Origin of the sequence: Arthrobacter sp. zg-Y919 (assembly GCF_030142045.1) — a bacterium.
Taxonomy (GTDB): Bacteria; Actinomycetota; Actinomycetes; order Actinomycetales; family Micrococcaceae; genus Arthrobacter_B.
Window position 1 is genome coordinate 212,758 of the sequence record NZ_CP126242.1, and the last position, 24,974, is coordinate 237,731.

The window sequence follows — 24,974 nt, forward strand, 5'->3', positions numbered from 1 at the left end:
CATCAGTGAGCTACGATCCCGCCCGCTACCGGAACTACTTTGAACACTCCCTGACCTACGCCGCGGGCTTTCGCCGCAATGTGTCCCGGTATGCGGACCGCGTGGCCCTGGTCGATCCGCCGTCGGGCCGGGAATGGACCTACGCCCAGCTCGGCGACGCAGTCGACTCGGTGGCCCGCGCGCTGGCCGAACGCGGCGTGGGGCGCGGGGACCGGGTGCTTTACCAGCTCTACAACGGGGTCGAGTTCGCCCTGCTGTACCTGGCCACGCAGCGTCTCGGTGCGGTCAGCGTCCCGGTGAACTACCGGCTGGCACCGGCCGAGACCGCGCACATCCTGAAGGACAGCGACCCGGCAGTATTCATTGTCGACGCCGAGCACACCGACGCGGCGGCGCAGGCGCTGGAACTCTCCGGGGTTTCCCCGGTGGTCCTGGTGGCCGGCGGCAGCGAGGCCGGGCACTGGGGGATGGGCTCGGGGCAGCTGGGACAGGATTTCGACGCCGCCGTCGACGCCGCGTCCGGAGACCTGCCGGACCTGCCCGCGGATTTCTCCACCTTCGAGGAGAGCACCCGCTTCTACACCTCCGGGACCACCGGCATGCCCAAGGGGGTGCCGCTGCCGTCCATCGCCGAGCTGATGAGCGCCCACGACGTGATTATGCACTTCCCGCTCAGCCCGTCGGACCGCACCCTGAACATGACCCCGTGGTTCCACCGCGGCGGGCTGCACTCCGGCGGGCCCAATCCCCTCTTCTACATCGGCGGGTCCGTGGTGCCGATGCGCAGCTTCAACCCGGCCACGGTGCTGGACTGGGTGGGGGAGCAGGGGTTGACCTACCTGATCGGGGCGCCCACCACCCTGGAGATGATCGCCGTCGAACAGGAAAAGGACCCGCGGAACCTGGACTCGCTGCGCGGCATCGTCACCATGGGTGCGCCGCTGGACCGGGCTGCGGCCATCCGGTACCAGGAGCTGCTCACGCCGCGGATCTTCAACGGTTACGGCACCACCGAAGGTTTCTGGAACACTTTCCTGCGGCCGGAGGACCTCCCGGCCCACGCCGGCAGCGCGGGACGGGCATGCACGGACGACGACGTCGCCGTCATCCGGGTCTTCGAATCCCGCCGGGGGCAGCCGCACGAACTGGCCGCCCGCGACGGCAGTGAAATCGGCGAGGTGATCATGCGCTCGCCGAAATCCGGGTTCAGCTACGCCAACCTTCCCCATGTGGAGGAGGAGAAATTCCACGACGGCTGGATCTACCCCGGCGACATGGCCACCTGGGACGCCGAAGGGTTCCTCACCATCATGGGGCGGACGGATGACATGATCATTTCCGGCGGGGAGAACATCCATCCGGTCCAGGTGGAAGCGGCCCTGGCGGACCATCCGGGTGTCCTGGACTCGGCGGTGGTCGGTGTCCCGGATGAGCGGTGGGGCCAGCGCGTGGTGGCCTACGTGGTGCGGCGGGATCCGGAGCTCGACGCCGACGGACTGGACGAGTTCTGCCGGGCCCACCCCGGGCTTGCCGACTTCAAGCGTCCCCGGGGCTACCGCTTTGTCGACGACGTCCCGCTGACCGCGACCGGAAAGAAAATGCACTACAAGGTAGCCGACGCCGCGGCGCAGGACTGGCTGGACGGCCGGATGGATGTTCCGGCGCCTGCGCGGAAGGCGGAATAGATGGACGAGCGCGTGGTCATCACCGGCATGGGGGCGGTGACCCCGCTCGGCAACACCTGGGGCGAAACCTGGGCGGGGCTGAAGGACGGGCGCAGCGGGATCGACAAGATCACCGCGTTCGACGCCTCGGAGTTCCCCACCCGGATTGCCGGGGAGGTGAAGAACTTCGATCCTGCGGCGTACCTGCCGGTCAAGCGGCTGCGGCGGTCCTCCCGCGCTTCGCACCTGGCGGTGGCAGCCTCACGCGAGGCGGTGGCCGACGCCGGACTGGGCACCACGCTGGAAGACACGGACGCGGCGGTGATCATCAACAGCGCGGTCTCCGGGTATCCGGAAATCTCCGCCGCCACGGAAATCTTCGGCCGCGACGGGCTGCGTCCGATCAGCCCCAGCTTCGTCGCCTCGTCCCTGACGAACATGCCGGCCTGCGAAGTGGCCATCGACCTGGCGGTCCACGGACCGGTGAATGCCAGCGCCCTGGCCTGTGCCAGCGGAACCGCCGCCCTGCTCGAGGCCCGCCGCACCCTGCTGGCCGGCGACGCGGACGTGGTGGTGGCCGGCGGCACGGACGCGGCGATCACCCCGGTGATGTTCGCCGGGCTCAGCGCCATGCGTGGCCTGTCCCGGAACAACGAGTCACCGCAGGAGGCCAGCCGGCCGTTCGACGCGGACCGGGACGGGTTTGTCTTCGGCGAGGGTTCGGTGGTGTGCGTGCTGGAACTGCTCAGCCATGCCCGTGCCCGCGGCGCCGAGGTGTATGCCGAGCTGCTGGGCGGTGCGCTGACCTCCGACGCCTTCCACATTGTTGCCCCGCACCCGAGCGGGCAGTACGCCGCCGAAGCGATCTGCCGCACCCTCGACCGGTCCCGGCTGAACCCGGAGGACGTGGACCTGGTCTGCGCGCACGGCACCTCCACCCAGGCCAATGACCGGACCGAAACCCTTGCCCTGCACACCGCCTTCGGCGGGCACGCGCCGTCGCTCGCTGTCACGGCCCCCAAGTCCATGACCGGGCACCTGATCGGGGCGGCAGGCACGCTCGGATCCCTGCTGTGCGTGATGGCCATTGTCGAGGGCGTCATCCCGCCCACCCTGAACTACACCACTCCGGACCCGGAGTGCGATCTGGACTATGTCCCCGGGACGGCGCGGGAAGCACCGGTCCGGTACGCCGTTACCAATGCGTTCGGGTTCGGCGGGCAGAACGCTGTGGCTGCCTTTGGGCCGGTGTAGGCGGCGGTTGTGCCGGTGAGAGCGGTGCCGGTGTCACCGCCGGGCGCCGGTGGGCGCCTGCGGGCCCGGAACGGCGGCAACGAAATTTCCGCGCTCGCAGAGCTCGCGGGAAATATTAAAGCCGCCTTCCTCCGGGCCCTCCGGTGCCCTCTTGCCCAGCTCCTCTTGCGCGTCTCCTGACGGAGCCTTCCTCCGGGCCCTCCGGCGCCCTCTTGTCCGGCCTCAAGCCGGAGCCGCCTTGCGTCTTCTGTACAGCTCATGCTGCCTGGAAGGTCGGTAGGGGACATGAGCTGTACACAAGGCAGTGCCGGCCTACCGGCGACGTCGTGCCGGGGACAGCAGGTGGTTACCGCACGAGAGTTATACCCCGGCGGTCTCGAGCTGCGGGAGCTTCTCTTCCGGTTCCGGCTTGAGGGGGGCTCCGCCGCCCACTGCCTTGGAGGCCAGCCAGACGGAGATGCCGCCGAGGGCGAAGCCGGCGATGCCGTCCACCACGTAGTGCCAGCCGAAGTACACGGTGGCGAGGGCGGTCAGGACCACGTAGGCCCACAGGACCCAGCGCACCACCTTCGGGAGGCGGGTCAGGTGCGCCACCAGGGCGGCCGTGAAGACAATGGAGACGTGCAGGGACGCAAAGGCGGCTATCCCGTGCACATCGTTCGTTGCGAACGGGTCGGCAAGGACCTCAATGCGGTTCTCGTAAAGGCTTTCCTGCAGGCCGCTGACGGCGGTTTCGGGCAGGTCCGTGAAACGCTGCGGTTCGGCGTAGATCGGGCCCAGGGAGGGCAGCGCGTAGTAGCTGACCGTGCCCAGGATCCAGTTGAAGGACAGCGCGGTGGCGTACCAGGCGCCGCGGCGGAGGTTGTCCGACCACACCAGGCCCGCGGCCAGGGTCGCCGGCACAAAGACCATGTACGCCATGTAGACGGCAGAGAGCACGTCAGCGGTGATGCCCGTGCCGAGGACGTCCTGCAGCAGGTCCCCGGGATGGGCGCCGAAGGCAAACCACTCGTCGGATTCGATGAGCATGCCGTCGGTGAGGCGTTCCTGCAGGAAGGGCAGGAAGCTCTTGAAGTTCCGGTAGGACAGGTACGCGAGGTAGAACGTGATCAATCCGGCTACCGCGACGCCCAGCCGGGAACCGGACCATCGGGTGCGCAGCACGTCCCAGACTGCCCTGCCCAGGCCGCCCAGTTCCGACCGCCGGGAGAAGGCGCGGGGGACGACGTCGACCGCGATCATCAGCAGACCAATCAGCGGCAGGCGGATAAAGCTGGGACCGAGGAAACCGTCCGGGTCACGGATCGGAAGATCGGCCCACACCGCTGTGGCCAGCATAAGCACGGTGAAGACAACGGAGACGCAGAGCGGGACGCCGAAGAGGCGGCGCCAGGCAGGGCGGACGGAGCCGGCTTCGATAGTCATGAGACATTTTTATCCCAAGATCGGTATAAACCTGTTATCGAAGCCCCCCAGTCATCAGTGTGCTTTCAATCACACTTTCGGCGACTGCCTAGTTGGGCAGGGCGGCGTCCAGCTGTTCCTGAATGGCACCGTAGTCAACGGCGTCGAGCTCCAGGATCCGGTTGTCGAGGATCAGCGAGGGAGTACCGGGCAGCTGGAGGTCCTGGGAGTCCTGCAGATCCTTGTTCACCCGGTTCTTAATCTCTTCCGAGGAGTAGTCGGTGCGGAACTTTTCCGTGTCCAGTCCGAGGTCCTCGGCGTAGGAGACGAAGAGGTCCTCGGCCTCCTCCGCGCTCAGGGTCTTCCAGTCCTGCTGGTGCTCGAAGATCGATGCAGACATTTCCTCAAACGCGCCCTGCTCCGCTGCGGCTTCCGCAGCTTGTGCGGCCGGTGCGGCGTTCGCGTGCTTCGGCAGCGGGTAGTTCCGCACCAGGATGCGGACCCGGTCTCCGTAGTTGTCCTTGACCTCTTGGATCACGCTGTCCATCTGCGCGCAGTAGGGGCACTGGTAGTCGGTGAAGAGGACCAGAGTGGCCTCGGGATTGGCCGGGTCGGTGATGGCCCGGGCGTCCGCGGGAGCGATCTGGTCCATGCGGTCAGCCGGTACGGTGACCTCTGCCGAGGGGCTGGCCGATGCTTCCGCCGTGGCGGTGTCTCCCGACTGTCCGGAATTCGACGTCGTACAGGAAACCAGGCCGACGACGGCGAGCAGCCCGGCAATCAGCAGGGCGAGGATGCTCTTGCGCATAGTTCCTTTCGGTGAAGTGTCGGGGGGTTGTTCTTTTCGATGTTCCCACCGGATCGGACGGCCGGGTAGCCCGCAATCGGGCATGGGTTTATATGCTTTTGATATGGCTGAAGCATGGCCGAACCTTCAGGTGCTGGATCTGTTCGTTGCCGTGGTGGATGAGGGCAGCGTCGGTGCCGGTGCCCGGAAAGTGGGCATGGCCCAACCCAACGCGAGCCGGGCCATTGCCGAGTTGGAAGCGGAGGTGAAGACTCCCCTGCTTGAACGCAGTCCGCGCGGTTCGGCACCTACGGCGACGGGACTCCTGCTGGCCGATTCCGCCCGGGAACTGCTGGAGGCGGCGCGGCACTTCACTGAAGTGGTACACACCCGGGGCGGCAGCGAGCCGTTGGAACTCAGACTGGGGGCCAGCAACACCATTGCGGAAACGCTGCTGCCTATCTGGCTCGCCGAATTGAAACGGCGGTTGCCGGAGGAACGCGTTGATGTTCAGGTGCAGAACTCGGCGCAGGTGATCCAGGAGGTGCAGCAGGGCACCCTCCCCTTGGGATTTGTGGAGACACCCGACCTTCCAGCTCAGCTCAACGCCCAGGTTGTCCGGGAGGACGAACTGGTGGTGGTGGTTCCCCCGACCCACGAATGGGCCAACCGCTCGGGCCGGATCGGTCTGCAGGAGCTGGCGGAGACACCCCTGGTGGTTCGGGAGCCGGGGTCGGGGACACGGAAAGCGCTGCAGGAAGCACTGTCCGGGTGCGACGTCGTCGAGCCCGCCCAGGTGCTGGGCAGCAATGCTGCGGTCCGGGTGGCCGTGGAAGCCGGAGCCGGTCCGGCCGTGTTGAGTGAATTGGCCGTGCGTAACCAACTCGCCAGTGGGGAACTGCTGCGGGTTCCTGTCGAGGGTGAGGGAATCACCCGTCCCCTGACGGCCATCTGGTCCGGTCCCCGCCGGTTGACTGGAGTCGCTGCCGAGCTGGTGGCGGTGGCGGCCGGGGAACTGTAGCTGTTCCTGGGCGACGCGCTGGCTGGACGCGCGGTGCGTATAGGCGGTGTGCCGCAGGCCAGCCTGTTCACCCCGGAGTGAGCCGCAGGGCCGGTTGGACGGTCTTGCGCATCACGGTTTTGCTCTTGCCGATGTGGCGTTCGAACGTGAATCCTGCCTTCTCGAACATGGCCCGCGTGCCGTTGTGGAGGAACGAGGATGACGTTCTCTTTCCAGGGGTGAGTTCGTTGGGGAACGAGACCACCTCGCCACCTCCGGCCTGCGCAATCAGGTCGAGCGCACCGTCCAGTGCCTCTCGTGCGATGCCGGAACGCCGGTGGTCGCGGTCGACGAAGAAGCACGTGATGCGCCACGGTGCCGGCCTGGTCTCGCCGGCGTCGTACTGCTTGCGGTGGTAGATCCCCGGCAGCTCGACCGGACTGCCGTACTGGCACCACGCGATTGCGTCGTCACCGTCGAAGACGAGTGCGGCGTGTGCTGCGCCTTCCGCCACGAGCCGCTGTTTAAACGTCGGCCCGTCGTAGTCGTTTTTGACGGTGGTTTCCGTGTCACCGTGGAAATACGAGCAGTAGCACCCGCCCCAGACCCCGTTGTGCTTCTGCGCGAGGGCAAGCCACGCCGGAAAGGTCTCCGGAGTGAGCGGTTTGATCACGTGCGGCAGGCCATGCCCACCTTGTTCCGGGTTCACGAAGGTTGGGATTCTGTCTTCGCCACTGGCGTCTCGGCAACACACAGGACGGCTGTGTTGCCGTCCTGGTCGGCGATCACTGTGAGTGACGGTGAACCGCTGTCGTCCACGACGGTTCCCCCTGCGGCAACCGCGGCGTTGATTCGGTGCTCGGCCACCTCGGGTGCAACGTAGACCTCAACGTGGAACCGCTGGCGCGGGGCTCCGTGCTCATCGGCGTCTCCGAACCAGAGGTTTGGTGTCCGTCCTGTGGCGTCCCGGATTTCGTCGCTGGGTGACCCGTGGCCCTGGGCGTCTGCGTTGCCTGTCAGCAGGGCTGCCCACACCGGGGCGATGGTCGCGGAGTGCGCCGTGTCCAGGCCGAGTTCCAGGACGCTGACCGAGGCAGGGTCGGCGTCGATCTGGTGGTCAGCAGCAATCTTCGTGATCACTCGTGCGAGGTCGACATCCTGCTGGGTGACCCATTCGACGACGTGTTCGGTGCCCTCGCCATCGCGGTAGATGGCGTCGGCGCTGACCAGTTTGAGGTCGACGTACCCCTTACCCATCGACTGGCCCATCGACACGCTGGGGTGGTGTCCGAGCGCATCGCCCGCTTCACCTACCGCAGTAACAAACCGTGCGCCAGTACCAAAGTCGTCGATCAGGTAGCGGGCATGCAGCCCTTGGGCTAGCTTGCGCCAGTCAGTCAGACGAGCCTCAGCGATGGCCCTACCCGTCAGCATGGCTCTGTTCGGAGATTCAATCAGTGATTCAGCTGCAGCGTTGGAACTCGTCATTGGTGAGTGCCTCCCGTAGGTGTGCGAACAGTAAATCCGACGTCGGAAGTATCTACAAGGGACATCAGCCACTGCAGTATTGGCTAATGGCCGCGACTGCCGCCTGCCGCCTGCCGACTGCCGACAGACGACAGACGACAGGCGACAGCCGGCGACCGGCGGCCAGCCCGCCGTGTCACCCTCGTGGCGCCGCCGTGCCACCGCCGTGCCACCCTCGAGGCGCCAATTGCGGTGAATGGTTGCCACGGCGAGGACCGGGGCCTGCCTAGAACGGTGGTGCCAACTCCTGCCTGGGTTCCGTCTGCTGATGTTCGATTGGTGGATCCGCGGATGGGTGCGGTGGATCCGGGGACGGGCGGGGCGGATCCACGGACGGGCGCGGTGGTTTCGGATGCCCCAGTTCCAGGAACGGCTCAGTCCGGTAGACCCGGCCGGTCGGCGAAGTCCACTCGATCACACCAGGTGTGGGTTGGCAGGCCTTCCAGTAACCGAGGGTCTTGAAGCGGTGGTGCCGGCGGCACAGGTGCGCCAGATTCCCGTGGTCTGTGGGTCCACCCTTTGCCCAGTCGGTGGTGTGGTCAATCTCGGTAACCGCGGTACTGACTCGGCAGCCGGGGAACCGACAGGTCGCGTCGCGAGCCCGTAGCCAGCGGGCCAGTCCTGCGGGGACTTTTCTTCGCCGCCCGACGCCCAGGATTTCCCCTGTCCGCGGGTCCTGCGCCAGCCCGGTCCAGCCGGCGGCGTTTCGGGCCAGCCTGCGGGCGGCGTCGGCGCTGATGGGTCCGTAGCCGTGCAGTTCCGCGGGCTGGTCATCGGCGCCGCAAAGGGTTTCGGCGTTGATCAACACCATGATTTCCGCCCGCGGCACCATGCCGGCGTCGTCGCTGTCGGGTTTGCGCGTACCGGTCTTTGCACTGACCAGTGTCGGGTCGAGACCGCCCATCAACAGCTGTGCCAGGATGTCGGCCCGCAGCTGATCCGTGGTCCGGGAATCCCCGCCAGCCTGCTCACCCCGTGCTGCGGTGCTCAGCGTGGTGTAGATCTGTTGGGCCTCTTCGGCGCGCAGATACGCAGACAGGCAGGACATGCCGTCCTCTTCCCGGTCCAGAGTCACTTTGCGCTTGTCGAACGCGGTCACATGCCGTTTGGCCACCGTGTCCGGATACCGCCTCTCCCGCAGCCGGCGGGCCTTGCAGGCGAACTGGGCCCGGGTTTTGCCCTCTGCAGCCTTCAGCAGGTCCGCCTCAAACTCCGGGAGCACCGCAGCGGGAACGTTCTCACACTGCTCCAGCACCACCTGCGCATGCTGGTACGACAAGCACCCGTCTTCCAACCCGGTCAGCGTAGAGGCATGGGTGCTGCACAGGCTGCCCGCTTCGAACATCATCCGCTGGGCGGTAACCTGCGGAACGCTCAGGACCGCGGCGCATTCAGACGACGCGAGGCTGAACGCCATGCCGGGTTCGAGCTGTCCCGACGCGGCATGGAAGTCATCCCGGAAAATCTCCTTCATCCGGTGCATCAGACGGGCCTGCTGGGCCTGCGCCCAGGAGATCAAATGAGCCATCCGGGACAGGGCATCGCCAACGGATTGCTCGTCGAAGGCTTCGAGGTTCTGCAGGGCCAGTGTGCCGGTGAAACCGTCCGGGTAATCGGAGACAGGTTCTGCAGGTGTGGTCTCGGCATCGTTCTCGGGAGCGGCAAGTTCCGCCCGGTAAACCGACACGGTGCAGGGTGGGAGTGGCCGCTCGGCACCACCAGCCTGCCCTTCCGGCTGCTGGTGTTCACTGCCTGGCTCTTCGGTTATCCGTTCGGTGTTCCCGAGCTGATCCATACCTCAGGATTTCATCCGGCACTGACATTTCGGGGCCAAAAACAGGCCGAAAACGGGTCTCCTGGAAATCAGAAACACCTGTCTTTTGAGCGCAATTACTTGGTGCACAAACGACAAATCCGAGGCTCCAAAGGCAGCCCTCCGGCCTGCTGGGGGCGATTGGAAATCTAAGGGGCGGTCCTGTAGCGAGCGCGACGGCGGCCTGGTCGACGTCGGCCGTGCAGGCCTACCCTCCCCCGCGACGCTACCGCCGGCTACCCCGCGGCGGAAAGCCGTGCAATGCGCTCGCGGGCGGAACGTTCGCTGGGTCCCTGCGGACCGAGTCCAAACCGGATAACACCCAATACAAGTTTCACGGGAAACGTCATCGGCACCGGTACCGGACCCAGATGCGGTGTCCGCAGCCCGAGCAGTTCCCGGTGCCGCGGTTCCAGGCTGGACACCGCCCCGGCAAACAGCACCCGGTAGCCGAGCCGTTGGCTGGCCGGCAGCGGCGGACGCTTCAGGAAGGCCAGGGCCTCCCGCACGTACTCGCTGCTGCGCAACTGGGAATCGTAGGCGGCCATCTGCTTCCGCAGCTCTGACTCAGAGCGCGGCGGATCCGGAATGCCCATCAGCTCCCCGGCCACTGCCCACTCGGCAACATAGGCATCCGGGCCGCCGGGGATTGGCCCGCCGAACCGCTGATGCGAGCTGAGGAACGCGTCGGTGAAGGCCAGATGGACCCAGCGGGCAATCTCGGGATCATTGGCTGAATAGGGCTGCACCTCGCCGTCCGCGTCCTGATAGGAGCCATGGACCTTTTGATGCAGCCGCAGCACCCAGTCCGAACCGGCGCGCGCCGTCGTCGTATCCCCGTAGGTGACGGTGAAGATCCACCGGATGGTCCCCGCAAGCCGGCCCAGCGGATCCTCCTTATAGTCGGAGAAGTCGTGCACCCCGGCCATCGCGCCGGGATGCAGGGCCTGGAGCAGCAGCGCGCGGATGCCGGCAAGGATCGGCGTCATGGACCCGTGCACCGCCCAGACGGCGGAATCCGGACCGAAGTGACCGACGTCGGACCCGCGAGCCAGCTCCAGCTCCCACTGCGGAACCTCGGCGGCGTTGTTGCTGAAGGTACCGATCAGCTGGCGCCGCCAGGATTCAATGAACTGCGGAGAACGAACGCTCATCTTCCCCAGTGTCGGCCTGTTCGGGCTTCCCCGCCAGCGCAGCAGAACACGGCCGGCAGGTTACTCCCCGGGCCGACGCCCGGAATCCGGACGACGGCGGATGTGCCGCGACCTGGTCACGGCACCAACGGCCGCCGCCCCGAACAAAAGCAGTGCCACCAGCCACAGGATGCCGGCGATGGTTTCGAACGGTCCGAACGTTCCCAGCAAAATACACACGACGCCTGCGGCCAGGGCCACGATCACTTGTTGTCTCATACCGGAACCTTTCCTAGCGCAGCAGGATATCCACGGACCGGGAGTTGCCCATGGCCCGTTCCATCACGCCGGAACGGTTGGTGACGTCGTCGCGCAGGATTTCCGTGACCGAGCCCAGGAAGCGGGAGAGGTCCACCTTGTCCTCCGGTGCCGCGAGCAGCAGCTGGAAGCCGAACTCGTGCAGCGCGTTGATGGACGCCTCGGCGAAGGACAGCGACGACTTCACGAACGCCTCATCCATCATCACCGTGCCGTATGTGCTGAAGCCCTGCGACACAATGCCCAGCTGGTAGGCCAGCGCCGAGGCCATGATGAACGCGGTGAACCGCTGGCCCTCGCCGCCGGACATCAGCGACGCCTGCAGGTTGGTGAAGGTGTGCCCGCTGGCAAGGCGGTGGGTGCAGGTGATGGTCACGTGCGAGCGGACATCGAGCACCTCGGCCCGCCAGCGCTTCTCGTCCGGGTCCTTCAGCCGGTCCACCAGGGATTCCAGCGCGGCGTACCGGGCGTCCATGTCCGCCTTATCCTGCCGCGAGCCCATCATCGGCAGCGCGTTCTTCAGTTCCGTGCGGAACTTGTGTGCGGCGTCGGGCACGGTGGTGGCGACGTCGATCTCCAGGTGGCTGCCGGCGGAGTATTCCACGCGGCGGAGCACCGAGTTCAGCGGCAGCAGACGTGAGGAGATGCTGCGGCGTTCCTCATCGAGCAGCTGCAGCAGGTCGCTGAAGCGTTCGTAGGTGCGGTTGTTGAAGTATTCGCGGAATTCGGCTTCGCGCTGGGGCAGGCCCTCGGAAATGATGTCCTCGAACCGGTCCTCGTACGCACCGGCGGATTCCACCGAAGTGCCGAAATCCGACCCCCACTTGTCGCTAAACGTCTCGAACGTGCGTTCCAGCTTCGCGCGGGTCTCCAACAGGGTCTTTTCCAGCCGGCCCTGTTCGGTGATCAGGGACCGTTCCACCTCGCCGGCGGCCTCCTTCAGGCGCGCCGGATCGGTCAGCTCCCCGAACGGTTCGAACAGCTCGGCCAGCGCGGAACGCAGGCCCTCGGACAGGGCCTCGGGTGCCTTGGCGGAGAGCGCGGTGCGGCGTTCGACGGCGGCGGCCAGGTCGGCGTCGAGCCGTGCGGCATCACCCTTGAGCACACCGACCTTCTCGGTGGCTGCGGTGAGGTCCAGTTCGGCGGTATCGAGTTCGAAGCGGATCTGCTCGAGGTCGGCGTTAGCGTCTCGGGCCGACTCCAGCCGGTCATTGGCGACGGCGACGGCGGCACGTGCGTCGTCCGCGGAGAGTTCCTCCCAGGTCCGCCGGTCGGCGGCGATGGTGCGGACCGCGGAGAGGCGGCGGACGAGTTCGTCCTGCTCCTGGGCGTGCTGCCGGGAGAGGGTGTCCGCTTCCTCGAACACGTTGCGCAGGGCCAGCAGCTCGTTGCCGAGGGCCGCCACGGTGTCCTTGTTATCGAAGCCCAGGACGTTGTCCGAGGCCTTGGTGTGCCGGTCGTCCTTTTCGGTGGTGCTGCGGTTGCGCTTGACCGCACCGCCGAGGCTCACGCCCTTGGCGACGTCGGCCAGCCCGGCCGGGTCCTCCACACACACGAAGTCGTAGTGCGCGGTGATCTTCCGGGCCACCCAGCGGCCCATGTCCGAGTCCTGGGTGATGAGCTTGGTGATCAGGTCATCGGGACCGGGTTCGGTGGGTCCGTCCACCGGCACGGAGACGTCGATGCAGCGGACGTAGCCGTGCATGTCGTTTTCGCTGAGGTAGCGGGTCACGGCGGTCATGTGTTCGCCGGGCACCAGCAGGGCGGTGGCGAGGGAACGCAGGGTACGCTCGGCGGCCGGACGCCACTGCGCGTGCTCGTTGGGCAGGTCGATCAGTTCGCCGGCAAAGGGCATGTCCGCTTCGTCGATGCCGGTGGCGGCGCAGATCCGGGTCCGCTGGTCCAGGGAGTCCTGGCGGATATTGGACTTGCGGCGCCGGAAGGAGCCGATCTCGTTTTCCAGCTTGGCGATCTGGCCCTTGAGGGACCAGGCCTCGCCGTGGGCGTTGCTGCTGCGCTCGCGGGCGGCATCGAGTTCGGTGCCGAGGGATTTCACCAGGTCCGTGGCACGGCTGCGGGCGGTGACCAGCCCGGCGGGGGAGAAGTCGACGTCGATCCCCGCGGCGGCGAGCTCGTCCTTGGCGGCGTTCTCCACGGTTTCCCGGGAGCGCAGCTGCGCGGCGGCGGCAGCGAGTTCGCGTTCCAGGGTGGCGATGGCCCCGCCGCCCTCTTCGGTGTACCGGGTGCTGAGCGCATCGCGCTGGTCCTTCAGCGTGGCCCGGCGGGTTTCGGCGGCGGACAGCGCGGAACGGGCTTCCGCTGCGGCGGATTCCAGTTTCTCGGCGGTGCGCTGCGCACCTTCCAGGGCCAGGCGCTGCCGGTAGGCGGGCAGCCCTTCCTTCGCCAGGGCACGGTTGTGCGCCAGGGCGTCGGCCGCTGCACGGTACCGGGTGTGCAGTTCGGGGACGTTCTGCAGGTGGTCACGCTGCTGCCGGGCACGTTCGAGCTGGCGGCGGATGCTGCGCAGGTGGCTGAAGTCCTCCACCGCCTCTTCGGCGGCGGCGAGGGTGCGCGGGGTGTCCAGCACGTTGTTGCGGAAGAAGTCATTGACGGTGCCGCCCAGGCCCTTGCCGGTCTGCAGGATGCGCAGCAGGTTGAACGCCTTCTCATCCTCCACACCCAGGGCATGCCGGTAGCGTTCGGCGAACATCTTGTGCGAATCGAACACGGACGCGCCGGGCAGCAGGGATTCGAGGCTGCCCTTGGTGAAGCGGCCGCGCATGCCGGCCTGCAGGGCGTCAATGTCCAGCGGCCGGTTGTGCACCAGGTAGTAGCGGCCCAGGTTGTGCTCGGTGCCGCTCGCGGGCAGATCCATCACCACGGAGAGGCTGGTGATCTGCCCCAGCCCGTTGTCGAACGTCAGGCAGACGGCCGACCAGGAGGCGCCGGGGCGCTGGTAGGCGGTGCCCGCGCCGTCGTCGGTCCCCTGCGTTCCGAGGCGTCCGCGCATGTAGGAGAACGCGTTGCGTTTTTCCTCGGCATTGGTGCCGGCGTTGTTCTGCGCGGCCTCGTTCATCCGCGGGCGGGCGTCCATGACCTGGAGCATGGCGTCGAAGACGGTGGATTTGCCGACGCCGGAGTCGCCGGTGAGCAGCGTGCCGGCGCGGTCCACGGAGATGGTGTGCGCGCCGTCGAAGGTTCCCCAGTTCACGATCTGCACGGAGGCGAGCCGGTTCTGGCCGGGGTTGATCAGGTCTCCCATGGGGAGGGTGGTTTCGATGCTCATGCCGGCTCCTCGCCGTCGTTCGTGGCGGGTTCAGTGTCGGCGGGCTCGACGTCGAAGGTCGCCGCGTCGTCGTCGTTATCCCCGCCGCCGAGGGTCTGCATAAAGGTGATGATGTCGCCGACCTGGCTGTAGGGCAGGGCCAGCGGCAGGGCGTTGGAGATGACCCAGACGTTGTCCAGTTCGGTGGGGAGCAGCAGCCGGCGTTCCTGCACGAGCTTGCGGATGGCGGCGTCGGCGGTGTCCTCGATGGACTTGGCGTCGCGCTGGCCCGGATCCACGTAGCCCTCGAGCACCTCGACGATGTCCTGCCGGGCGATGGTGGCGTCATTCCCGGTGCCGGTGTGGCGGTCCAGGATGAGCCGCATGCGCAGCAGCAGCAGGGTTTCCTCGCGGGTCATTTCGCGCTGGCGCTGCAGGGCGGAGGTGTGCGGTTCGGCCATTTCCACCGGGCGCAGCAGGGCGACCTTGCGGTCCTCGTCAATGACCAGGGACAGGAACAGCTCGCTGAGCCGCACGCGAAGCTGTTCCTGGTTGTCCACCACGGTCTCGTACACGTGGTCCGAGGAGTTGGCGTCCAGGTACGGGCCGCGCACCAGCCGGATGAGGGCCTGGCGCAGCTTCAGCGGCAGGGTGCCGGTGTCGCCGGGGAACAGTTCCGGTCCGTCGACGAGGAGGTCGCGCGGGGCATCCTGCTCTTCTTCCAGCTCCGGATCGAAGTCCTCCGGGGCTGCTGTTGCGGTGGTCTCGCTCATTTTTCGGTGGCTTTCGCGACGGCGACGGCGGGCAGCAGCGCGGTGCGCTCGCTGCCGTCGATCTGGGTAAAGGTGACGGATTCAAGGTGTTTCCTGGCGGCAGAGTCGGCGGCGGACCCGCCGGCGAGCAGGGCGCGGATGCTGTTCAGGTGCCGGTGTTCGGGCGGCAGCTGCTCGAACACCTGGGCCACGGTGGCATTGGAGCGTGTCGCCGTCGCCCGGGAGACGGCGTCGGCCAGTACCCGCCGGTCGGCGCGCGGGGTGCGGACCGAGCGGTGGATGTCCGCCTCGGTGAACTGCGGCGGTGCGGGCAGGGTGCGCGGGGCGGCGTGGTCTTCGGGGTTGTAGACCCGGACCATGCTGAGGGATTCGAAGCCCGAGCCGTGCAGCTGCGGTGCGGGTACGACGGCGGCCCGGCGGCGTCCGCGCGGAGCCTTGTGGATGGCAGTTTCGGCGGCGCGGATGAGCTGGCGCAGCTGGACGGATTCGCGGTACTCGTCGCTCTGCACGTAGGTGTGCATGGATTCGGAGAGCCGGCCGTAGATGCGGTGGATTTCCGTGGCCTGGTCGCGCATGTCGCTGATCAGCCGGTAGAGGCTCTGCCGGTCTTCTGGGCTCATGTCGTCGGCGAAATCGCGTTCCAGCACCTCGGCGATGGCGGCGCGGAAGCGTGCCTGCTGGTCGGCATCGTTCAGGAAGGCGGTGAAGCCCTCATAGGTGCGGCCTTCGGCGGTGCTGCGCAGCTTTTTGTCCGCTTCGAGGATTTCGCCCATGGTCAGGCCCTTGGCGGCGTTGGATTCCACCATTTCCTGGCGCAGGTCATGGAGCATCTTTTCCAGGCCGTCGCGCATGCGTTTGAAGTCTGCGGGCAGGGCGGCGGCCAGGTCGAGGATGTCGCGGGCGGCTTCGACTGCGGTGTCGTCCGGCAGCGGCGGGGGAGCCTCACCGGATTCCAGGGCGCGGATCATTTCCTCGCGGCGGGCAACCTCTTCTTTAAGGACGGCGATGCGCGCGGCCGGGTCCGGGTTGGATTCCTGCGCGAGGTTTTCCACCCGGTCCAGCAGGGTGGCCAGGCGGGAGGAGTTCAGGGACGTTTTGTCGCTGGTGTACGCGTCCAGATAGGAGAGGAAGCGGGCGGAGGATTCGGTGAGTTCGTAGACGAACTTCCCGTCCGCGCGGGGCCGGGCGAGGAAGCGGCGGGCCACCCAGTCATCGGCGTAGTTCCGTCCGGTCCAGTCTTCGCGCAGCTGCACGCCGTCCATGCGGAGGCGGGCCAGGAAGCTGTCCGTCATGGCGTGGAAGTCGTCCAGCGGAAGGCGCGGCCGGGTGCGGGTGAAGGCCTCGCGGAAGAGTGCCGGGACCCAGGCGTTGGCGTTGGTCAGTTTCCAGCCGGGGGCCGCCTGGAGCCGCTGCAGTTCGGCCCAGCGGGCAACGGCGTTCTCGATGAAGGACATTCTGCGCTTTCCGGCCGTGCGGTGAGGAGAGACGGGCCTCCTCGATTTTAGCCGGGCGGGAGGGCTGGGCGGGTCAGGGGCGTCCAAGTAAAAAAAGGGATTCTAGCTACCGGAGTGTGAAGAGGCACCTCGGAGACTCTTGACACTCGTGGGCCGTCGCGCTCACGCGACTTTGCAGAGAAACGGGGCGACCGGCGTGGGCGAATCGAGAACTCACCCATGGATGAGCGCTGCAGTGGCTCCACTCACACGTAAACGGTACTGTGGAGCCATAGTCCGAGGTGCGCGGGGGAGAAGAACATTAATATTCGACGAAGGCTACGGTTTGAGACTCACTTTCAAGACTCGTGAGCTTCGCAGAATATGCCTAGACCCGGACTATACTGTAACAAAACTGGGTGCTGCCCTCGGTGGATCGCTTCAAGCCCGCCTAGCGGACCTCGATGCTGCAGAGAGTCTCGCTGACGTACCCATCGGAATCGATTTGGCGGCCGCGACGCTTACATTCATTCCGATCCATCTAGCGGACGAGCACTACTTGATCGCAAGGGCAAACCACGTGAAGGTCTATGAATCGAACCGATCGGAGGGTGCGTGGGAAATGGTCAGACGGCTACAACTAACTCACTTCCAGGATATTCAGAAATGACCACTCCGCAAGAGTTCATGCCACGATGGGCAAGCTCACCCGGAGCTACGATCCAAGATCTGATGAAAAGAAACGGTGTAGCTTTAGCGGACATTGCGGACGCCTGCAATATGCCAGTATCGGAATTCGAAAGCGTGCTCTGCGGAGCAACTCCCATCACGAAACAAACCGCCGAAGCTCTAGCTTTTAAAGTCGGAGGGAGCTCCGCTTTTTGGCTTCGTCGGGAAGCGCGCTATAGAGAATCTGAAGAGATCGTCGAAGCGGATAAGTGGGTAAATTCGCTGCCACTAAAGTCGATGAAACAGTTTGCATGGCTAGATGTACCGAATGACTGGCGGACTCGCATAGACGCTTGTCTCGAGTTTTTCGGATCAGACAGCCTGGAAGCTTGGAACAGATCGTACGGAAAACAGCTACAAGGCGTGCGTTTCAGGACGTCCGCCACCTATCCGAATCAGGTCTCCTCGGTAGCGACTTGGTTGAGAGCCGGGGAAATAGCTAGCCGCGATCTTCCCGTTGGTCGGTTCAAGCCTAGGCTCTTGGAAGACTCAGTCCACGAATTCCGCAAACTTACTCGCGTTCCGGATCCCGCAAATTTCTTGCCTGAGATGCAAAAGATCGCTGCAGCTAGCGGTGTTTCCTGCATCATCGTTCCGGCGCCAGATGGATGTGCCGCGAGTGGCGCGAGCCGAATCTTGCAAAACGGTTCTGCACTAATCCAACTTACCGGACGCTATTTGTCGGATGACCAGTTTTGGTTCTCGGTCTTTCATGAGATCGGACATCTTGTACTTCATGGCGGGGCTGCACTTCACATCGACGGCGACGCAAGTGCGTTCGAGGCGAGCCAGGAAGAATCCGAAGCAAATACGTTTGCTGCTGATGTGTTGTGGCCATTCGAAAATCGACCCCACTTTCGAGTAAAGCTTTCCCGCCGCGACGTATTTCGGCTGGCAAGAGAGGCCGGGACAAGCCCAGGTATCTTGGTTGGGCAACTCCAGTCGAGCGGCGTGTTGCGTTATGACGAGTACAATAACCTCAAGCGACGTTATAAGCGTCTGGGATCAGGACTTGCACTTAAGATCTAGGTATTTACAATACAAAAGGTCTGAATACTGCCGGGCTTTTTTGCCAATTACAGACTGCGTCTTCGATTACGTCAGCGGTGACTCCTACGACATGTGAAAAAGTTTCTAAAACTGGTCGTAACCTCTTAGCGCTGGCTTTAGATCCGGCACCATCTAAGAGCAGTCGTGCCCCCATGAGGGGGCCGGTGGCCTTATCGAGGTATGCGTGACCAGGCAGAATATCGACGAACTCGAGTCGAGATAGGGTCATTAGGTAATCAAACTTGGCTATCCTGCCGAAGTCGACAACCACTTCCATGCTGTCGTAAAGAGACTGAAACCCATCCTGCGGTGAGGCTCCACTCATGTGCGCAGCATAAAGGGCGGCGTGATCACCATATGGCATCACCCATTCGACATAACTTTCAAATACCGATGCAGTACCACGGGCGCTATCGTGCTTGAGACTCGAGTATTTTCGGTGGTTTCCAAATCCTCGCCGCTGATCTGTGCGGAGTAGCTCCTGTTGATTATCGCGGAGCCAGAGCCGAAATTCTGGGGTATTACTCGATATCTCATCCCATGACCAATAAGGAAATTTCCCTAAACGTCCGTAGACTTCGCGGCTGAAGCGCCAGCCTGCCACAGGATGCTTACCAAAGTGCACAAAGAGGAAGACAAGCCAGCACGCCTCATCCTTTGCACCGGAATTCCAATGGCTTATTGCCGCTCTTAAGGGATCGAAGTCGCTTGTGTGCGGATCGACAGCGTTACTGGCAATATTCCTCTTAAGCAGGTGCTGGAAGTATGCGTTCCTTCTTTCACTGTCAATGAGCTGATTCACGAAGGTGGCGCGCTCTAGCGGGCCAGCGAGCCCAGGCATCGGAGCAACCGTGGCCTCGAAGAGCGCTATTCTCTGCATCAGTTCGTCGAATCGCTGCTGGTACTGCGGCCTGTGGCTCTTAGGACTTGTCATTTCTCAGCTTTCTCATGCCAAGGCGGTCGAGCCTGTCTTGAACAATCGGACCAAAATAGGAATGGTGAATCTGTTCGACCGCAGGAGCTAAGTCGGGTAAACGCTTCTCGGATATGAGCTTATGGATGTAAATGAGTAGTGTCAGATCTTTCCAATAGGGTTCCTGGGGTAGGATCAAATCCTCTATCGCCAGACCGGACGATAAACGTATCGTCTTTTCCGCTTCTAGTAGTTGATTTATTGCGATCCATGGATCCTCCTTGGGCATAGCGGGCATGGCTACGCCGTCGTGCCAGCCTTCGTTAAGATATTCTCGTGCTGCGTTCATATCCTTGTCGTAAAGATGCAGACTCCCAACGGAGTGGTAATACGTACCGAGATCAACATCCAATGATTTAGCAATAATTTCTTGAAGCATTGTAAATGCGAATACGTCGTGCGGGAAGCCGAGAAAAAGGTCGTTTGACCTCATGCTGGTCATCATGTTCAGCTTTCCCTCTCGTACAACAAATTGGAGGGCTAGGGTACAGGGCGCGTGGCGCGGGCCGTCCTCATGGTCGAACAGCTGAATTACTGCATTTCTAGATGCCGGATTGTTTTTCAAGATACTTATGACGGTCTCGATTTGGTTTACGCCATCGAAATCGATCAGGCGGGGACCATACGCACCTATTGCATGACCATCAATAGACACGTCAGGCCTTGTGTAGTACTTAACGTAGTGGCTGACGAAGGCTGGATCGTCGGATCCGGACAAATACCACAGTAACTCGCCGAGCGCGCTGAATATCCGCTCACGGTTCTGACTTCTGCTTATGCGTGCAAGTGGCTGAGTAAGTTCCAGCATCACTCCGAACAATTCGGCTGTAGACCCATTGGTTGGCTCGATACGCACCCCATGTCTGAGGACATCGGTATACGCCTTATTCAATATGTCATCAAGAGTCGCTGCGGATAAAAGGTGCTTCATAACCCCCCCTCCCATGTTCTATTGAGTGTAGCTGAGGTCACACGAAGGGTGGACTCCTTGATCAGTATGGGAACGGGATGTTGCGCCGGATCGGGCTGCGGCGCGAATTGACTCTTGGAGCGCTTAGTTGCTTCGACTTCGGATACTTCATGTCGAGCCAGTCGACTGATTCGCTTATTTTCAATTTCCCCCGACTCTAAGCTGCAGAGATGCATTGGAGGGTGTATGTCCGCCAGTGAACTTTGGAGCACATCTTGTGCTGCGTTTAGAACGAGGTGTCCTAGGTGGCCCGTCTTCCCGTTGTCGGTGCGACTACTAAGGTCAATCCGTTGCACCCCGAGGGCGGAAATGTATAAGAGCAACCCTGTACGGTCTCGAGATCCTCGCCGTGTGCACGTTCAAGAGGGCGTGCTCGTGAGAACGTTGCGCCAACCTGCCCCACCCCACCTCTGGCCCTGCCCGATCCCGCCGCCTAGACTGGCGGCCATCCGAGCGCGCCGAACAGAGGAGCAGCATGCCCACGATCGCCGAGACCGTCGTTCATAACCTCGCCGCCAATGGGATCCAGCGGATCTGGGGAGTCCCCGGCGACTCCCTGAACGCGGTGACCGAGGCGATCCGCCGGGAGAAGGGCATCGAGTGGATGCTGACCCGGCACGAGGAGGAGGCCGCGTTCGCCGCCGCCGGAGAGGCAGCGCTGACGGGCGAACTCGCGGTGTGCGCGGGCAGCTGCGGCCCCGGCAACATGCACCTGATCAACGGGCTCTACGACGCGCACCGAAGCCGGGTTCCCGTGCTCGCAATCGCTTCGCACATCCCGAGCGACGAGATTGGCAGCCAGTACTTCCAGGAGACCCGGCCCACGGAGCTGTTCCGGGATTGCACGGTCTTCTGCGAGATGGTCCTGAGCCCTGAGCAGATGCCGCGGCTGCTGGAGATCGCCATGCGGACCGCCATCGAGATGCGGGGCGTCGCCGTGCTCGTGATGGCCGGCGACACCGCACTGCAGGACGCCGCGGACGAGCGCGTCTTCACGGTCCGCCGCACCGACCCGGTCACCGTGCCCTCCCCTGCGGAGCTGCAGGAAGCTGCCGCTACGCTGAACTCCTGCGGGAACGTGACGATCCTCGCGGGCGCCGGCGTCGAGGGGGCGCGCGAGGAGGTCCACGCCCTCGCCGACGCTCTGGCCGCGCCGATCGTGCATGCCCTCCGCGGCAAGGAGGTCATCGAGCACGACAACCCGTTCGACGTCGGCATGACCGGGCTCCTCGGCTTTGCGTCGGGATACCGGGCGATGGAGGACTGCGACGCGCTGCTGATGCTCGGCACCGACTTCCCGTACCAGCAGTTCTACCCGAAGAAGGCGAAGATCCTGCAGGTCGACATCCGGGGCGAGCAGCTCGGCCGCCGCGTGCCGCTCACCCAGGGCATGGTCGGCGGGGTGGGACCGACGGCGGCGGCCCTGCTGCCGCTGCTCGAGCGGAAGTCGAAGCGCACCCACCTCGAGAAGTCGCTGGACCACTACCGCCGCACCCGCGCGCAGCTCGACGACCTCGAGAAGCAGGGCCCGGGCACCATCCATCCGCAGCACCTCGCCCACCTGATCGACAAGCTCGCCGACGATGACGCGGTCTTCCTGCCCGACGTCGGCACTCCCGTCATCTGGGCGTCACGTCACCTGCGGATCGGCCCGCGACGGCGCCTGATCGGCTCCTTCTGGCACGGCACCATGGCGGCGGCGACCCCGCTCGGTCTGGGCGCCCAGGCGGTGGACCGGAACCGGCAGGTGGTGGTCCTCGCCGGCGACGGCGGCCTCGCGATGATGCTCGGTGAGCTGCTGACGGCGGTGCAGCACAAGCTTCCGATCAAGATCGTCGTATTCGACAACGCGGCGCTCAGCTTCGTCGAGGTGGAGATGAAGGCGGCGGGCATCGTGAACTTCGGCACCGGGCTCGAGAACCCGGACTTCGGTGCGGTCGCGCAGGCGGTGGGGATGCACGGCGAAAGCGTGACCCGACCGGAGGACCTCGAGGGCGCCCTGCGTCGCGCGTTCGCGTACGACGGCCCCGCGCTCGTCTCGGTCGCGGTGGAACGGCAGGAGTTGTCCATGCCGCCGAAGATCGACGCGAAGCAGGCCACCGGCTTTGCGGTCTACGCGATGCGTACGGTGCTCGCCGGGAACGGCCGCGAGCTCATTGACCTGGCCCGAGCCAATGCGCGTCAGCTGCTCTGAGGAAGCTCCTCTGCGGTGGGATACGCTGAGCCGGTCGTCATTCTTCTGGGGGGAAATAATGAACCGTCCGCATCCGGTCGCCGGAATGTTCGCGGCCACGCTTGTGCTGTGGCTTGCGTCCATCGGCTGTACGCTAATCGCCGTATTTACAGTTGGATTTAACCCGACCGCCGGGTTCACCGGGCAGGCGTCGCTGCCAGCCATCCTCGGAGCCGTCGCCGCTCTGGGGTCCGCCCTGTTTGCTTTGTGGACTGGGTGGCGGGCCTGTCGAGCCCTGGATTATTTGGTGGACAAAGCGAGGTAGCTTGCCTGGGGCGCCTGGGTCCATGGCTTCGTGAACGGGGGAGACTCACAGCGGCTTCTCGCCGGCTTAGCTAGACCTTCGGGGCGAACGCCCGTTCAACATTCATCGCTGTTTCTATAACCATCGGCGCGATTTGCTCAACTCGTTCTGAGGTCATGTCGTGATCGAGTCCGGAACAGCTGATACCTCCGACGACCCTGCCGCTGCTATCCCGAAGTACTGTTCCTACGCAGCGGATGTGCAGTTCATTTTCTCCGTCATCCATTGACCATCCACGATCACGGATAACCTCGACCTGTTCCCACAAAGCTCGCTTAGACGTAAGCGATTGCGGAGTTCGGCGCTCTAAGGTCGCTGTCGCGATGAGGCTACGGCTCGACTTTTCGTCCATAGCGGCAAGAACTGCTTTTCCAATGGCAGTAGACCACAGTGGGATGGAGTCTCCGACTCGGGAACGCATTTGATAGGAGGCGGGCCCATCAATTTTGGCGATGTAGACAAGACCATCCTGCCCATAGCGAGCCATGTGAACAGTGAATCGAACTCGCTCACGCAGAGCTTGAAGGTAGGGAAGCGCCACATCAACCAGTCGCTCTTCATTTTGTAGCAGCGACACCAGGGTCTGGACCCGCAGGCCCGGCCGATATGTCCGGTCCTCACTCTGTTCGACCCACCCATGCTCCGTGAGGTCTCTGAGCATGCGGTGCACTGTGCTGACTGACAAGCCGGTCGCTGCGGAAATGTCTGAGACGCGTTGGTGCGAGGCAACGGCCTCCAGCACAGCGAGTCCCTTCATGAGGGACGAGCGCTGTTGTGGATCGGAAGGTGCTTCAATTGCGGTCATCGACCCATCCAACCACCATCAACGACCAAGGTGTGGCCATTGACGTATCCAGCTTCCGGCCCGGCTAGGAATGCAACTGCCCCGGCAACATCCGCGGGCTGGCCCCACCTTCCGGCAGGGATGCGCTCGCGAATTGCTCTCTCCCGGTCGACATCGTTCCGCAGTGCTTCGGTGTTGTTGGTTGCTATGTACCCGGGCGCGACGGCGTTCACCGTGACTCCTTTGCCGGCCCACTCGTTCGCCAAGGCTTTGGTCAGACCGACGACGGCATGCTTGGACGCCGCGTAGGACGGGACGTTGATTCCGCCCTGAAACGAAAGCAGGGAGGCAATCGACACGATTCTTCCATAACGGCGTTCGACCATCCCGGCGCCCAGGATCTGGCTCAGGTGCCAGATGGTGTCTAGATTGACCGAGAGCACCTGCCGCCAGGCATCGGGCGCGTGCGCGACAGCTGGCTCGCGGTGAATGATGCCGGCGTTGTTGACCAGGATGTCAACGGGACCCATCCGCCCAGCTTGAGCGCGAGCAACGAGAGGGTCGGAGAGATCCGAAAGGACAAGCTCGACCTCCCCGCCGTAGGAGGCAACCGATGCTAATGCGTCATCCATGTCGCGGTGTCCCCACAGGGTGACGTGGGCACCTCCTTGAGCAAGGCGTTGGGCACAGGCCAACCCAATGCCCGTACGCGCACCTGTGACCACAGCCCGCTGACCCTCAAACAGGCGAACAGAGTTGGCATTCATCGCAGATCTCCTGGCTTTACAGCCTCGACATCGGTGTAATCGAGGTTCTCTCCGGCCATCGCCCAGACAAAGGAGTAGTCGGCGATGGCGCTTCCGCTGTGGATTGACCAGGGCGGTGAAACAACGGCGTCACGGTCGCCCAGAATCAGTTGACGTACATTCTGCGGTTCACCCATTTGATGAAACAAGACAGCGTCACCCAGTCCGTCATACAGGTAAATTTCGGTCCGGCGATCGTGCAGGTGGGGTGGCATGGTATTCCATACGGAACCTGCGCTTAGCGTGGTGATGCCTAGCACCAACTGGTTTGAGTTGATGCCGTCGGCGTGGATGTACTTGCGGATGGTGCGTTCGTTTGCTTCCTGCGCCGAGCCGAGGTGCAGCGCCTCCACCCCGTCGCGCGAGGCGAGGAGCGCCGTTGCCGCTTTGTAGGCCGACGCCGAAACAAGGTATGCAGTCCCCTCACCGGAGAACGAGACGGAAGTTGTTCCGCACGGCAGATAGAGAACATCGTGCGAATTAAGATCCCAGGATCCGTTACTGGAGGTCACGGTGACGGTTCCGTCGAGTCCAACAATTCCCAACTCGCGTCGATCCAAAAAGTTCTCTGCCCGCAATTCCGTGGGGCTGGTGAGGTGAAGGGTTTCTCCGGTGACGACAACGCCGCCGATCACCATCCGATCATCGTGGATGTAGGCGAATCGGACTTCTCCCGGCACGAACAGGTCCGAAACCACGAACCTCTCCCGCAGGTCGTCATTGCTCAGAGCGTTTATCTCGTGGGGATGCGTAC

General features: G+C 64.1%; 20 protein-coding genes. 5 read left to right on the top strand and 15 right to left on the bottom strand.

Features of this window, described 5'->3' with window-relative positions; genetic code table 11:
* The first annotated feature begins 5 nt into the window (after positions 1-5).
* A complete protein-coding gene (locus QNO10_RS01100; RefSeq protein ID WP_229951348.1) occupies positions 6-1,685 on the top strand; it encodes a class I adenylate-forming enzyme family protein in 1,680 nt (559 codons plus the stop codon).
* Complete coding sequence (locus QNO10_RS01105; RefSeq protein WP_229951346.1) at positions 1,686-2,918, top strand: beta-ketoacyl-[acyl-carrier-protein] synthase family protein; 1,233 nt, start codon at positions 1,686-1,688, stop codon at positions 2,916-2,918.
* A gap of 360 nt (positions 2,919-3,278) precedes the next feature.
* Here the strand turns inward: QNO10_RS01105 and QNO10_RS01110 are convergent, their stop codons facing one another.
* Both QNO10_RS01110 and QNO10_RS01115 read right to left on the bottom strand, forming a co-directional pair.
* A complete protein-coding gene (locus QNO10_RS01110; protein ID WP_229951344.1) occupies positions 3,279-4,343 on the bottom strand; it encodes a phosphatase PAP2 family protein in 1,065 nt (354 codons plus the stop codon).
* Between the two features lie 88 nt (positions 4,344-4,431).
* Positions 4,432-5,130 carry a DsbA family protein gene (locus QNO10_RS01115; RefSeq protein WP_229951342.1) on the bottom strand — a complete coding sequence of 233 codons (699 nt, stop codon included), beginning with the start codon at positions 5,128-5,130 and terminating at the stop codon, positions 4,432-4,434.
* A gap of 103 nt (positions 5,131-5,233) precedes the next feature.
* On the opposite strand from QNO10_RS01115, the gene QNO10_RS01120 reads away from it, so the two are divergent.
* Positions 5,234-6,130, top strand: a complete 897-nt coding sequence (locus QNO10_RS01120) for a LysR family transcriptional regulator (protein ID WP_229951340.1) — start codon at positions 5,234-5,236, stop codon at positions 6,128-6,130.
* 67 nt (positions 6,131-6,197) lie between these two features.
* Here the strand turns inward: QNO10_RS01120 and QNO10_RS01125 are convergent, their stop codons facing one another.
* The 8 genes from QNO10_RS01125 to QNO10_RS01160 form a co-directional block, all read right to left on the bottom strand.
* Entirely contained in the window at positions 6,198-6,791 is a 594-nt protein-coding gene (locus QNO10_RS01125) for a GNAT family N-acetyltransferase (RefSeq protein WP_229951372.1), read from the bottom strand.
* Between the two features lie 23 nt (positions 6,792-6,814).
* The gene (locus QNO10_RS01130) at positions 6,815-7,597 is read right to left on the bottom strand and encodes a 4a-hydroxytetrahydrobiopterin dehydratase (RefSeq protein ID WP_442860290.1); all 783 of its coding nucleotides are present in this window, start codon (positions 7,595-7,597) and stop codon (positions 6,815-6,817) included.
* A gap of 265 nt (positions 7,598-7,862) precedes the next feature.
* Entirely contained in the window at positions 7,863-9,323 is a 1,461-nt protein-coding gene (locus QNO10_RS01135) for an HNH endonuclease signature motif containing protein (RefSeq protein ID WP_229951338.1), read from the bottom strand.
* Positions 9,324-9,685: 362 nt separating this feature from the next.
* Positions 9,686-10,603 (bottom strand): oxygenase MpaB family protein, encoded by a 918-nt coding sequence (locus QNO10_RS01140; protein WP_229951336.1) that lies wholly within the window; start codon positions 10,601-10,603, stop codon positions 9,686-9,688.
* A gap of 60 nt (positions 10,604-10,663) precedes the next feature.
* Entirely contained in the window at positions 10,664-10,861 is a 198-nt protein-coding gene (locus tag QNO10_RS01145; RefSeq protein WP_229951334.1) for a hypothetical protein, read from the bottom strand.
* A 13-nt stretch (positions 10,862-10,874) separates the two neighbouring features.
* The gene (locus QNO10_RS01150) at positions 10,875-14,186 is read right to left on the bottom strand and encodes an ATP-binding protein (protein WP_229951332.1); all 3,312 of its coding nucleotides are present in this window, start codon (positions 14,184-14,186) and stop codon (positions 10,875-10,877) included.
* Positions 14,183-14,938 (bottom strand): DUF4194 domain-containing protein, encoded by a 756-nt coding sequence (locus QNO10_RS01155; protein ID WP_229951329.1) that lies wholly within the window; start codon positions 14,936-14,938, stop codon positions 14,183-14,185. The genes QNO10_RS01150 and QNO10_RS01155 overlap by 4 nt, the downstream gene beginning before the upstream one ends.
* Positions 14,935-16,392, bottom strand: a complete 1,458-nt coding sequence (locus QNO10_RS01160) for a DUF3375 domain-containing protein (protein WP_229951327.1) — start codon at positions 16,390-16,392, stop codon at positions 14,935-14,937. The genes QNO10_RS01155 and QNO10_RS01160 overlap by 4 nt, the downstream gene beginning before the upstream one ends.
* 645 nt (positions 16,393-17,037) lie before the next feature.
* On the opposite strand from QNO10_RS01160, the gene QNO10_RS01165 reads away from it, so the two are divergent.
* Positions 17,038-18,129: an ImmA/IrrE family metallo-endopeptidase gene (locus tag QNO10_RS01165; RefSeq protein WP_229951325.1), complete on the top strand. Its 1,092-nt coding sequence runs from the start codon at positions 17,038-17,040 to the stop codon at positions 18,127-18,129.
* Positions 18,130-18,133: 4 nt separating this feature from the next.
* Here QNO10_RS01165 and QNO10_RS01170 read toward each other — a convergent pair whose 3' ends face one another.
* Together QNO10_RS01170 and QNO10_RS01175 are read right to left on the bottom strand one after the other, a co-directional pair.
* Entirely contained in the window at positions 18,134-19,084 is a 951-nt protein-coding gene (locus QNO10_RS01170) for an alpha-glutamyl/putrescinyl thymine pyrophosphorylase clade 3 protein (RefSeq protein ID WP_229951323.1), read from the bottom strand.
* Positions 19,071-20,054: a thymidylate synthase gene (locus QNO10_RS01175; RefSeq protein ID WP_229951321.1), complete on the bottom strand. Its 984-nt coding sequence runs from the start codon at positions 20,052-20,054 to the stop codon at positions 19,071-19,073. The genes QNO10_RS01170 and QNO10_RS01175 overlap by 14 nt, the downstream gene beginning before the upstream one ends.
* Positions 20,055-20,568: 514 nt before the next feature.
* Between QNO10_RS01175 and poxB the strand changes: the two genes are divergently transcribed.
* Entirely contained in the window at positions 20,569-22,287 is a 1,719-nt protein-coding gene (gene poxB, locus QNO10_RS01180; RefSeq protein ID WP_229951319.1) for a ubiquinone-dependent pyruvate dehydrogenase, read from the top strand.
* Between the two features lie 374 nt (positions 22,288-22,661).
* On the opposite strand, the gene QNO10_RS01185 is transcribed toward poxB, so the two are convergent.
* Genes QNO10_RS01185 through kduI form a run of 3 tightly spaced genes read right to left on the bottom strand, consistent with a single transcriptional unit; the run spans position 22,662 to position 24,918 of the window.
* Complete coding sequence (locus tag QNO10_RS01185) at positions 22,662-23,435, bottom strand: IclR family transcriptional regulator (protein ID WP_229951317.1); 774 nt, start codon at positions 23,433-23,435, stop codon at positions 22,662-22,664.
* Positions 23,432-24,181, bottom strand: coding sequence for an SDR family oxidoreductase (locus QNO10_RS01190; protein WP_229951315.1), 750 nt, complete (start codon positions 24,179-24,181; stop codon positions 23,432-23,434). Before QNO10_RS01190 ends, QNO10_RS01185 begins: the two co-directional genes overlap by 4 nt.
* Positions 24,178-24,918, bottom strand: coding sequence for a 5-dehydro-4-deoxy-D-glucuronate isomerase (gene kduI / locus QNO10_RS01195; RefSeq protein WP_229951313.1), 741 nt, complete (start codon positions 24,916-24,918; stop codon positions 24,178-24,180). Before kduI ends, QNO10_RS01190 begins: the two co-directional genes overlap by 4 nt.
* Between the last annotated feature and the right edge of the window lie 56 nt (positions 24,919-24,974).